The sequence below is a fragment of the Pantoea sp. ME81 genome, from assembly GCF_903970985.1.
GTDB classification, from domain to species: domain Bacteria; phylum Pseudomonadota; class Gammaproteobacteria; order Enterobacterales; family Enterobacteriaceae; genus Pantoea; species Pantoea communis.
In genome coordinates, this window is record NZ_CAJCKS010000145.1 from 1 (window position 1) to 12,322 (window position 12,322).

Genomic DNA, 12,322 nt, shown 5'->3' on the forward strand with positions numbered 1-12,322 from the left:
GATGGCATCGCAGAGTTCCGGCGGTGCCTCGGTGGTGACCTTGCAGTTCCAGCTGTCACTCTCTTTGGATGTCGCCGAGCAGGAAGTACAGGCGGCGATCAACTCCGCCACCAATCTGCTGCCCAGCGATCTGCCCAACCCGCCGGTCTACAGCAAGGTTAATCCTGCCGATCCACCGATCATGACGCTCGCCGTCACCACCACCAGCATGCCGCTGACCCAGGTGCAGGATATGGTGGAGACGCGTGTGGCGCAGAAAATTTCGCAGGTGACCGGTGTGGGCCTGGTGACGCTATCCGGCGGACAGCGCCCGGCCGTACGCGTGAAAATGAACACCCAGGCACTGGCCGCGTTAGGCTTGACCAGCGAAACCGTGCGCACCGCGATTACCAACGCCAACGTCAACTCCGCCAAAGGCAGCCTGGATGGCCCAACGCGATCGATTACGCTGGCCGCCAACGATCAGATGACCTCCGCCGAGGATTACCGCAAGCTGATCATCAGCTATAACAACGGTGCGCCAGTGCGTCTTGGTGATGTCGCCTCCATTGAACAAGGTGCGGAAAACAGCTGGCTCGGGGCCTGGGCTAACCGTCAGCAGGCGATTGTGCTCAACGTACAGCGCCAGCCGGGTGCCAATATCATCGCCACTGCAGACAGCATCCGTGCGTTGCTGCCCTCCCTTACCGCCACACTACCCAAATCGGTAGACGTGAAACTGCTCACCGACCGCACCACCAATATTCGTGCATCGGTGGCGGATACGCAGCACGAGCTGATGCTGGCGATTGGTCTGGTGGTGATGATCATCTATCTGTTTCTGCGTAACGTGCCTGCCACCATCATCCCGGCCGTGGCGGTACCGCTGTCGCTGGTCGGGACGTTTGCGGCCATGTATTTCCTCGGCTTCTCAATCAATAACCTGACGCTGATGGCGCTCACCATTGCCACCGGCTTTGTGGTCGACGATGCCATCGTGGTGATCGAGAACATCTCGCGCTATATCGAAAAAGGCGAGAAGCCGATGACGGCGGCGCTGAAGGGCGCGGGTGAAATCGGCTTTACCATTATCTCCCTCACCTTCTCGCTGATTGCGGTGCTGATCCCGCTGCTGTTTATGGGCGATGTGATTGGTCGCCTGTTCCGTGAGTTTGCTGTGACGCTGGCGGTGGCGATTCTGATCTCAGCCGTGGTGTCGCTCACGCTCACGCCGATGATGTGTGCACGCATGCTGAGTGCCGAATCGCTGCGCAAGCAGAACCGCTTCTCGCGAGCCAGTGAAGCGATGTTTGATCGGGTGATTGCCGGGTACGGACGCTGGTTAACGCGCGTATTGCAGCATCCGTGGATCACATTGTCGGTGGCGCTCGGCACGCTGCTGCTGACGGTGGTGATGTGGATTGCCATTCCGAAAGGCTTCTTCCCGCAGCAGGACAACGGCATTATTCAGGGCACCTTACAGGCGCCGCAGTCGGTGTCGTACAGCAGCATGGCGGAACGCACGCGCGATGTGGCGTCGATCATCATGAAAGATCCGGCGGTGCAGAGCATGACGTCATTTGTCGGCGTCGATGGTACTAACGCGGCACTGAACAGCGCGCGTTTGCAGATCAACCTGAAACCGCTCAGCGAGCGTGATGACCGCATTCCTGCGGTACAGAAACGCCTGCAGCAAGAGATTGATAAAGTGCCTGGCGTCTCACTGTGGCTGCAGCCGGTGCAGGATTTGACCATTGAAACCCAGGCGAGCCGCACGCCGTACCAGTTCACGCTGCAATCCGGCTCGCTGGAATCACTCAGCACCTGGGTACCGAAGCTGCTGGCACAACTCAATAGCTTGCCGCAGCTGCGTGACGTCAGCAGCGACTGGCAGGATCAAGGCCTGGAAGCCTTTATCCGCGTCGATCGCGACAGTGCCAGCCGTCTCGGTATCACCATGGCGGATGTCGATAACGCGCTGTATAACGCTTTCGGTCAACGATTGATCTCCACCATTTATACTCAGGCCAATCAGTATCGCGTGGTGCTGGAGCAGAACAATGAGCAAACGCCGGGGCTGGCCAGTCTCGACGGTATTCGACTGACCAGCACTGACGGCGGCAGCGTACCGCTCAGTGCCATCGCGCAGATCGAAGAGCGTCATGCGGCGTTGAGCATTAACCACCTCGATCAATTCCCGTCAGCCACCTTCTCGTTTGATGTCGCCGAAGGCTATTCACTGGGCGAAGCGGTGAAAGCCATCAGCGCAGCCGAAGATCAGGTCGGCATGCCCGCCGAAATGATGACGCAGTTCCAGGGCAGCACGCTAGCGTTTGAAGCGGCGCTCACCAGTACCGTGTGGCTGATTATTGCGGCGGTGGTGGCAATGTATATCGTGCTCGGTGTGCTGTATGAGAGCTTTATCCATCCGATCACCATTCTCTCCACGCTGCCAACAGCGGGGGTGGGCGCGCTGCTGGCGCTGATGCTGAGCGGCAACGAGCTGGATATTATCGCCATCATCGGCATTATCTTGCTGATCGGTATCGTGAAGAAAAACGCCATCATGATGATCGATTTCGCGCTGGCCGCCGAGCGTGAGCAAGGTATGGCGCCACGTGAAGCGATCTATCAGGCCTGTTTACTGCGTTTCCGTCCGATTCTGATGACCACGATGGCGGCACTGCTCGGTGCCTTGCCATTGATGTTGAGCACCGGTGTTGGCGCAGAGCTGCGTCATCCGTTAGGTATTGCCATGGTCGGCGGCTTGATCCTCAGCCAAATCCTGACGTTGTTTACCACGCCAGTGATCTATCTGCTGTTTGACCGACTGGCCCACGCCACGCGCCGTCGCTTTAAGCGTTCCGAGGCGCAGCCGTGAAGTTCTTCGCGCTGTTTATCCATCGGCCAGTGGCGACCACGCTGCTGACGCTGGCGATTGCGCTGGCCGGTATTCTCGGTTTCCGTCTGCTGCCGGTCGCCCCGCTGCCGCAGCTGGATTTCCCGGTAATCGTGATTACCGCTTCGCTGCCCGGCGCGTCGCCGGAAACCATGGCTGCTTCGGTCGCCACGCCGCTGGAACGTTCGCTGGGGCGCATTGCCGGTGTCAGTGAGATGACCTCCACCAGTTCACTCGGCAGCACGCGCGTGATTCTGGTGTTCGATTTTGACCGCGATATCAACGGTGCCGCGCGTGACGTGCAGGCCGCCATCAACGCCGCCCAAAGCCTGCTGCCGACCGGCATGCCAAGCCGTCCGACCTATCGCAAAGCCAACCCATCGGATGCACCGATCATGATCCTGACGCTGACCTCGGACATTTATAATCCCGGTCAGCTGTATGATTACGCCTCAACCCAACTGGCGCAGAAGCTGTCGCAAATTCAGGGCGTTGGTGATGTGACCGTGGGCGGCAGTTCGTTACCTGCGGTGCGCGTCGATCTCAACCCGCAGGCTTTATTCAATCAGGGCGTGTCGCTGGATGCGGTGCGCACCGCCATCAGCAATGCCAACCAGCGCCGTCCGCAAGGGGCGATTGATGATGTGCAGCAGCGCTGGCAGGTACGTACCAACGATGAGCTGCAAACCGCCAGCGAATATCAGCCGCTGGTGGTGCATTACAGCAAAGGTGCGGCGGTCCGCCTGAGCGATGTGGCTAACGTGCAGGACTCGGTGCAGGACGTGCGCAACGCCGGGATGACCAATGGCAAACCGGCAGTGCTGCTGGTGGTTCGCAAATCGCCGGATGCCAATATCATTGAAACCGTGGATCGCATCCGCAGCGAGATGCCGCTGCTGCATGAGGTGATCCCCGCCGCCATCGATTTACAGATCGCTCAAGACCGCTCCCCCACCATTCGCGCCTCGCTGCAAGAAGTGGAGCAGTCATTGATGATTGCGGTGGCGCTGGTGATTCTGGTGGTGTTTGTCTTCTTGCGCGACGGCCGTGCCACCCTGATCCCGGCCGCCGCCGTGCCGGTTTCGCTGATTGGCACCTTTGCCGCCATGTATCTGTGTGGATTCAGCCTCAACAACCTCTCGCTGATGGCGCTGACTATCGCCACCGGTTTTGTCGTTGATGATGCGATTGTGGTGCTGGAGAACATTGCACGCCACGTTGAAGCGGGGATGAAACCGCTACAGGCGGCGCTAACCGGCGTGCGCGAGGTGGGCTTTACCGTGCTGTCGATGAGTCTGTCGCTGATTGCCGTGTTCCTGCCACTGCTGATGCTGGGCGGCATTATCGGGCGCTTCTTCTCGGAATTTGCCATCACGCTGTCGGTGGCGATCCTGATCTCGCTGTTTATTTCGATCACGTTGACGCCGATGATGTGCGCCTACCTGCTGAAGCCGCAGGAAAAGCGCAGCCAACCGCGTACCCGTGGTTTCGCTAAAGTGATGCTGAGCGTGCAAAACGGCTACGCGCGTTCGCTGGGTTGGGTGCTGAATCATGCCATCTGGGTGCTGATGCTGCTGCTCGCCACCGTCGGGCTGACGGTGTATCTGTTTATCTCGATCCCCAAAACTTTTATGCCGGAACAAGACACCGGGCGCTTAAACGGTTTTATCTCGGCGGATCAGAGCATTTCGTTCCAGGCGATGCGTGGCAAGCTGCAGGACTTTATGAACATCATCAAAGCCGATCCGGCGGTGGATAACGTCACCGGCTTTACCGGCGGTTCGCGCACCAACAGCGGATCGATGTTCGTGTCACTTAAGCCGCTGTCGGAACACAGTGAAAACGCGCAGGAGGTGATTGCCCGCCTGCGCACCAAGCTGGCGAAAGAGCCGGGCGCTAACCTGTACCTCAACGCAGTGCAGGATATTCGTATCGGTGGACGTGAATCTAACGCCAGCTATCAGTACAGCTTGCTGTCGGACAATCTCGCTGACCTGCGTGAGTGGGAGCCCAAAATTCGTCAGGCGTTTGCCTCGTTGCCAGAACTGGTGGACGTGAACTCCGATCAGCAGGACAAAGGCAGCGAAATGGATCTGACCTACGATCGGGAAAGCATGGCGCGGCTGGGTATTGAAGTCTCGGCCGCCAATGCGCTGCTGAACAACGCCTTTGGTCAACGGCAAATCTCCACCATTTACCAGCCGCTGAATCAGTACAAAGTAGTGATGGAAGTCGATCCGCGCTACACCCAGGATATCAGCGCCCTCGATCAGATGTTCGTAATCAACAGCGATGGCAAAGCCATTCCGCTGAGCTGGTTCGCCAAATGGCAACCTGCTAACGCGCCGCTGTCGGTCAACCATGAAGGTCTGTCTGCCGCCTCAACGATTTCGTTCAACCTGCCGGAAGGCGTGTCGTTATCTCAGGCTTCGGCGGCGGTTGAACGCACCATGACGGCGCTCGGTGTGCCCTCCAGCGTACGCGGCAGCTTTGCCGGTACGGCGCAGGTGTTTGAGCAGTCACAATCCAACCAGCTGTATCTGATGCTGGCGGCGATTGCGGCGGTGTATATCGTGCTGGGGATTTTGTATGAAAGTTATGTGCATCCTCTGACCATTCTCTCTACCCTACCCTCGGCCGGCGTGGGCGCGCTTCTGGCGCTGGAACTGTTTAATACGCCGTTCAGTTTGATTGCGCTGATAGGGATATTGCTGCTGATTGGCATCGTGAAAAAGAACGCCATCATGATGGTGGATTTCGCACTGGAGGCACAGCGCAATGGCAATCTCAGCGCGCGTGACGCCATTTTCCAGGCCTGCCAGATGCGTTTCCGCCCGATTCTGATGACCACGCTGGCAGCGCTGTTTGGCGCACTACCGCTGGTGCTGACCAGCGGCGACGGCGCAGAGCTGCGTCAACCGCTGGGGATCACCATTGCCGGCGGCCTGGTGATGAGTCAGCTACTCACGCTCTACACCACGCCGGTGGTGTTTCTAATGATGGATAAGCTGAGTCGGCGCAGGAATAAACGCGTGTTAATCGCAGAGGAGTAAACGTGGAAACCCAAAACGCCACCGTGCGCTGGCAGCTGTGGATCGTCGCCTTCGGCTTTTTTATGCAGGCGCTGGATACCACTATCGTCAACACCGCCATCCCTTCGATGGCGCGTGACCTCAATGTCAGCCCACTCAACATGCACTCGGTGATCGTGTCGTATGTGCTGACGGTGGCCGTGACGTTGCCGATCAGCGGCTGGCTGGCGGATCGCTTTGGCGTGCGTAACATCTTCTTCTGCGCCATTGTGCTGTTTAGTATCGGTTCGCTGCTGTGCGCCTTCTCTACCTCGCTCGATCAGCTGGTGATGGCGCGCGTGGTGCAAGGCGTCGGCGGGGCGATGATGGTGCCGGTCGGGCGTTTGACGGTGATGAAAATTGTGCCACGCGAGCAGTACATGTCGGCGATGACCTTTGTGACCACACCGGGGCAAATCGGTCCGCTGCTGGGTCCGGCGCTGGGCGGGATTTTAGTGCAGTACGCCAGCTGGCACTGGATCTTCCTGATTAATATTCCGGTCGGCATCATCGGCGCGATTGCCACGCTGATGCTGATGCCGAATTACACCATGCAAACCAAACGCTTCGACTTCCTCGGTTTTGTGCTGCTGGCTGTGGGCATGGCGACCCTGACGCTGGCGCTCGACGGCCAGCGCAGCACCGGCGGCTCCCCGCTGCTGCTCAGCGCACTGATTCTGGTCGGCGTGTTCTCCCTGCTGTTTTACCTGATGCACGGCCGCAACAACGACAACGCGCTGTTTAGCCTTAAGCTATTCGACAACCGCATCTACTCGATTGGCCTGCTCGGCAGCTTCACCGGACGCATCGGTAGCGGCATGCTGCCCTTCATGACACCGATCTTTTTGCAGGTGGGCCTCGGCTACAGCCCGTTCCACGCCGGTTTAATGATGATTCCGATGGTGCTGGGCAATATGGGCACCAAACGCGTGGTGGTGCGCATCGTTAACCTGTTTGGCTATCGCAATGCGCTGGTCGGAGCGACTATCGCACTGGCGCTGGTGGTGTTGCTGTTTCCGGCAGTGGCGCTGCTCGGATGGGTGTGGATGCTGCCAGTGGTCCTGCTGCTGCAAGGGATGGTGAATGCCATCCGCTTCTCCTCGATGAACACCTTAACCCTGAAAGAGTTACCGGATGACCTGGCTTCGAGCGGCAACAGCTTGCTCTCAATGATCATGCAGCTGTCGATGAGTATTGGCGTCACGGTGGCAGGCTTGCTGCTGGGTGCGTTCGCCCACGGCGCCGTGACCAACAGCGCCGCCGCACATCAAACCTTTATTTATACCTACCTGTGCATGGCGCTGGTGATTGTGTTGCCAGCACTGGTGTTCTGGCGCGTACCCAAAGATGTGAGTAAGAACGTGGATCTCAGAGGCAGGAGAAAAGCATGAAGCAGCCGTTGAAACTCGGCATTGGTGCCAAGTTATTTGTGGCGATTTTTTCCACCTGCATGCTGGTGATCATCACCATGCACTGGGGCGTGCGCCTCAGCTTTGAGCACGGCTTTGTTGATTACATCAAGAAAGGCAATGAACAGCGTTTAACCCTGCTGAGCGATGCGCTGGCGGATCAGTACGAGCAGCACGGCAACTGGGATTTCCTGCGGAACAACGACCGGCTGATTTTCACCATTCTGCGATCGATGGAGCAAAATCCCGGCAGCAGTACGCAGTTGCCGCCACACGGCTGGCGCACCCAATTCTGGATTATCGATCAGCAGTATAAAGTGCTGTCCGGGCCACACTCACCGGTGCCGCCGGAAGGCACGCGGCGCAACATCACCACCAGCACCGGCAAAGTGGTGGGTTGGGTGATCGCCTCGCCCGCTGAACGACTGACGCGCAGCACCGATATCAACTTTGATCTGCAGCAGCGCCGCACCAGCTGGATGATCGTCACCCTCACCACGCTGCTGGCGGCGCTGGTCACCTGGCTGCTGGCGCGCGGCTTATTGGCCCCGGTGAAGCGGCTGGTGGATGGCACCCATGAACTGGCGGCAGGCAAATTTTCCACACGCGTGGAAGTGGGCAGCAGTGATGAAATCGGTCAGCTGGCGCGTGACTTTAACCAGCTCGCCAGTTCGCTGGAGAAGAACGAAAGTAACCGCCGCGCCTTTATGGCCGATATCTCCCACGAGCTGCGCACACCGCTGGCAATCATGCGCGGTGAGCTGGAGGCGATGCAGGATGGTGTGCGCAAGCTGACGCCGGAAGCCATCACCTCACTGCAGAGTGAAGTGGTGGTGCTGACTAAACTGGTGGATGATTTGCATCAGCTGTCGCTGTCTGACGCGGGCGCCCTCGCCTATCGCAAACAGCCGGTGGATGTAGTGAATCTGCTGGAAGTGGTGGCAGGCAGCTTTGGCGAACGCTATCGCAGCCGGGATTTAACCCTCACCCTTGCGCTGCCGACCAAAGCGGAAAGTTTTGGCGATCCGGATCGTTTGATGCAGTTGTTCACCAATCTGCTGGAGAATAGCCTGCGTTATACCGATGCCGGTGGCGAAGTACGGGTCAGCCTGCAGCAACACGGCGACTACTGGCAGTTACGCTTTGCGGATAGCGCGCCCGGCGTGGATGCTGAACATCAGGCACATCTTTTTGAGCGTTTTTTCCGGGCTGAAAGTTCACGCAATCGCGCCAGCGGCGGCTCTGGATTAGGCCTGGCGATCTGTAAAAACATTGTTGAAGCACATAGCGGCAGCATTTCTGCGGAGCACTCTGATTTAGGTGGACTGCAAATCGCGCTAAACTTGCCGTATGTTCCTCACCAGAAATAGCTTATGAGCCCGGATAATCACGATCCCCTGATTCTTATTGTTGAAGACGAACCGAAACTGGCGCAGCTGATGATCGATTATCTGCAGGCGTCCAACTATCGCACCCACCATATTGCCGATGGCAATGATGTGCTGAACTACGTGCAGCACTCACCGCCGGATTTGATGCTGCTGGATTTGATGCTGCCGGGTCGCGATGGCTTAACGCTGTGTCGTGAAATCCGCCGTTTCTCTGAGCTGCCGATCATTATGGTGACAGCACGCACCGAGGAGATCGACCGCCTGCTGGGGCTGGAGATTGGCGCGGATGATTACATCTGCAAACCGTTCAGCCCGCGTGAAGTGGTGGCACGTGTGAAAACCATTTTGCGCCGTGTAAAACGTTCGCCGGAAGAAGCGCAACTCGCCTCGCATCTGCTGATTGATGAAGGGCGTTTTCAGGCCAGCTGGCGCGAACAGCAGCTGGAACTGACGCCTGCTGAATTCCGCTTGCTGAAAACTCTGGCGCTGGAGCCAGGTAAAGTGTTCTCGCGCGAGCAGTTGCTGAACCATCTTTATGACGATTATCGCGTGGTCACCGACCGCACTATTGATAGCCATATCAAGAATCTGCGTCGTAAGCTGGAAAACCTCGATGCGGAGCAGCCGTTTATTCGCGCGGTGTACGGCATGGGCTATCGCTGGGAAGCGGACGTCTGTCGCCTGATGTAGCGCTCGCTTGATGTAGATCAATTTACTTCAGCGGCGGCCCTGCCTACAATTCCCCACCTTTTGCAGGGCCGTTTGATGCGGCTCATGCACCTGCCATCGCCGATGGCATGCTGACCTGAAATCAGTGAGAATTCCCTCCATGTTTAAACCCGAACTCCTTTCTCCAGCGGGATCGCTGAAGAATATGCGCTATGCCTTTGCCTATGGCGCAGACGCGGTGTATGCCGGCCAACCGCGCTACAGCCTGCGCGTGCGTAATAATGAATTCACCCACGAAGTGCTGGCTAAGGGCATTGAAGAAGCGCACCAGCTGGGCAAGAAATTTTACGTGGTGGTGAACATCGCGCCGCATAACGCCAAGCTGAAAACCTTTATCCGCGACCTGACGCCGGTGGTGGAGATGCAGCCCGATGCGCTGATTATGTCCGACCCCGGCCTGATTATGCTGGTGCGTGAAGCTTTTCCGGAGATGCCAATTCATCTGTCGGTGCAGGCCAATGCGGTGAACTGGGCGACGGTGAAGTTCTGGCAGAAGATGGGGCTGACCCGCGTGATTCTGTCGCGCGAGCTGTCGCTGGATGAGATTGCTGAGATTCGCCAGCAGGTGCCAGAAATGGAGATTGAGATCTTCGTACACGGCGCACTGTGCATGGCCTACTCGGGGCGCTGTTTGCTTTCCGGTTATCTCAATAAGCGCGATCCAAATCAGGGAACCTGCACTAACGCCTGCCGCTGGGAATACAAAGTGGAAGAAGGCAAACAGGATGAGGTGGGCAATATTGTCGGCTTCCACCAGCCGGTTGAGGTGCAGGAGCCCACGCTGGGCGTTGGCGCGACGACCGACCGTGTATTCTTGTTAGAAGAGAAGATGAAGCCCGGTGAAGTGATGAGTGCCTTTGAAGATGAACACGGCACTTACATCATGAACTCAAAGGATTTACGCGCGGTGGCCCACGTCGAGCGCCTGAGCCAGATGGGCGTGCATTCACTGAAAATTGAAGGCCGTACCAAATCTTTCTATTACTGTGCTCGCACCGCGCAGGTGTATCGTCGTGCTATTGATGATGCGGCAGCGGGCAAGCCGTTCGATCCGGCGCTGCTGGAGACGCTGGAAGGTTTGGCGCATCGTGGCTATACCGAAGGTTTCCTGCGTCGTCATACGCATGACAGTTATCAGAACTATGAACAGGGTTTCTCGGTATCCGAGCGCCAGCAGTTTGTGGGAGAGTTTACCGGTGAACGTCGCGGCGACTGGGCGCAAATTGCCGTGAAGAATAAGTTTTTGCTCGGCGATTCTGTGGAGATCATGACGCCGCAGGGCAATCTGAACTGTACGCTGGAATCGATGCAAAATGATAAAGGTGCAGCGGTAAATGTCGCGCCAGGAGATGGACATAAGGTGTGGATCCCGGTACCGGAATCGGTGGATCTGGCCTTTGCTTTGCTAATGCGTAATTTCACTGACGGCAACAGCACCTACGATCCGCACGGAAAAAAGCGCACATAATGAAAAGAAAGGCGCGAAGTTAGAACAGGATCACAGACCGCCGCTGCGCCTCGCTTTAGAATCCCGCCTGCTGCTAACGAGTAACAATAAACAGCAGGTAGTACCAGGAACCACCTCATTCACCCGCCCGGCTCCCCCGTGCGGGTTTTCTTTTTTCATCGCCCGCCGATAAAGTTCCTCGCCCAGCTATGCTATAACCTCTGCATCGTATTTCGCCTCAAGGAACTGATTATGCAAAATAAACCACTGACGCTGCTGATCCTCAATGGGAAAGGCGCGGGCAATGAAGATTTGCGTGCGGCGGTGAATACGCTGCGCGATGAAGGTTTTAATCTGGCGGTACGCGTGACCTGGGAAAAGGGCGACGGTGACCGTTACGTGCAGGAAGCGGTGGCGTTGCAGGCTGAAACCGTGGTAGCGGGCGGCGGCGATGGCACCATCAATGAAATCGCCACAGCGCTGGCGGCAGTGCCTGCAGAGCAGCGTCCAGCACTGGGTATTCTGCCGCTTGGCACGGCCAATGATTTCGCCACCAGCGTGGGGATTCCAGAGGAGATGGAACCGGCGCTGCGTCTGGCGGTGTTGGGTAAAGCCAGCGCGATTGATTTGGCGCGCGTGAATGGCGATCGCTACTTTATCAATATGGCGACTGGCGGCTTTGGCACGCGTATTACCACGGAGACGCCGGAGAAATTGAAATCGGCTTTAGGCGGCGTGTCCTATTTTATTCATGGTTTGATGCGAGTAGATGCGCTGAAGCCGGATAGCTGTGAGATCAGCGGTCCGGGCTTTGAGTGGCAAGGTGATGCACTGGTGATCGGCATTGGTAATGGTCGTCAGGCAGGTGGCGGACAGAAGCTGTGTCCGGATGCGTTGATCAATGATGGGCAGCTGAATCTGAGCATCGTCACCGCGCAGGAGTTGTTGCCGACGTTGCTGCATTCGTTGACGCGTAATGATGAGAATCCGAATATTGTCTCGGCGCAGTTGCAGTCGCTGAGCATTCGTTCACCGCACGAGATGACGTTCAATCTGGATGGCGAACCGCTGACCGGCAGCGAATTTGAAATTGAGGTGATGCCAGGCGCGCTGAGCTGCCGCCTGCCGCCGCAGTGCCCGCTGCTGGCGTGATGTTTGTTGGTTAGAGGCGGGTGAAATGCAGTCTGGATTGCTGGTGGTGATGCAGCCTGGGTTGCTGGTGATAACGCAGTCTGGGGTCGGTTTGGGGCTGGCGGTCCTCGCGCCGCTGACGCAGTGCCTTCACTTCACTCGTCAGCCGGACGGACCGGCGCAGCCATGCTGGCTCTCCTGGCTTCCTCATTCCGTTCAGCGCTGCGAAATGCCATCCCCAAACCGGCCCCAGCCTGCTCATTAAC

7 protein-coding genes and 1 pseudogene are annotated in these 12,322 nt (G+C 57.7%); 7 read left to right on the forward strand and 1 reads right to left on the reverse strand.

Annotated elements, in window-relative coordinates; all coding sequences use genetic code 11:
- From H7A81_RS20800 to yegS, 7 genes are all read left to right on the forward strand, one after another.
- On the forward strand, positions 1 to 2,860 hold a 2,860-nt coding region (locus H7A81_RS20800), incomplete at its 5' end, for an MdtB/MuxB family multidrug efflux RND transporter permease subunit (protein ID WP_182058592.1).
- Positions 2,857 to 5,931 carry a multidrug efflux RND transporter permease subunit MdtC gene (mdtC, locus tag H7A81_RS20805; RefSeq protein ID WP_182058593.1) on the forward strand — a complete coding sequence of 1,025 codons (3,075 nt, stop codon included), beginning with the start codon at positions 2,857 to 2,859 and terminating at the stop codon, positions 5,929 to 5,931. The genes H7A81_RS20800 and mdtC, both read left to right, overlap by 4 nt.
- A 2-nt stretch (positions 5,932 to 5,933) precedes the next feature.
- The gene (locus tag H7A81_RS20810; RefSeq protein WP_182058594.1) at positions 5,934 to 7,340 is read left to right on the forward strand and encodes an MFS transporter; all 1,407 of its coding nucleotides are present in this window, start codon (positions 5,934 to 5,936) and stop codon (positions 7,338 to 7,340) included.
- Positions 7,337 to 8,728 carry a two-component system sensor histidine kinase BaeS gene (baeS, locus tag H7A81_RS20815; RefSeq protein WP_097116632.1) on the forward strand — a complete coding sequence of 464 codons (1,392 nt, stop codon included), beginning with the start codon at positions 7,337 to 7,339 and terminating at the stop codon, positions 8,726 to 8,728. The genes H7A81_RS20810 and baeS overlap by 4 nt, the downstream gene beginning before the upstream one ends.
- Positions 8,729 to 8,731: 3 nt before the next feature.
- The gene (baeR, locus tag H7A81_RS20820; protein ID WP_034824856.1) at positions 8,732 to 9,439 is read left to right on the forward strand and encodes a two-component system response regulator BaeR; all 708 of its coding nucleotides are present in this window, start codon (positions 8,732 to 8,734) and stop codon (positions 9,437 to 9,439) included.
- A 139-nt stretch (positions 9,440 to 9,578) separates the two neighbouring features.
- Positions 9,579 to 10,946 (forward strand): tRNA 5-hydroxyuridine modification protein YegQ, encoded by a 1,368-nt coding sequence (gene yegQ, locus H7A81_RS20825; RefSeq protein ID WP_182058595.1) that lies wholly within the window; start codon positions 9,579 to 9,581, stop codon positions 10,944 to 10,946.
- Between the two features lie 231 nt (positions 10,947 to 11,177).
- Complete coding sequence (gene yegS, locus H7A81_RS20830; protein WP_034824860.1) at positions 11,178 to 12,077, forward strand: lipid kinase YegS; 900 nt, start codon at positions 11,178 to 11,180, stop codon at positions 12,075 to 12,077.
- Between the two features lie 10 nt (positions 12,078 to 12,087).
- Here the strand turns inward: yegS and H7A81_RS27560 are convergent.
- Positions 12,088 to 12,322: pseudogene (locus H7A81_RS27560) on the reverse strand (hypothetical protein); the annotation flags it as partial.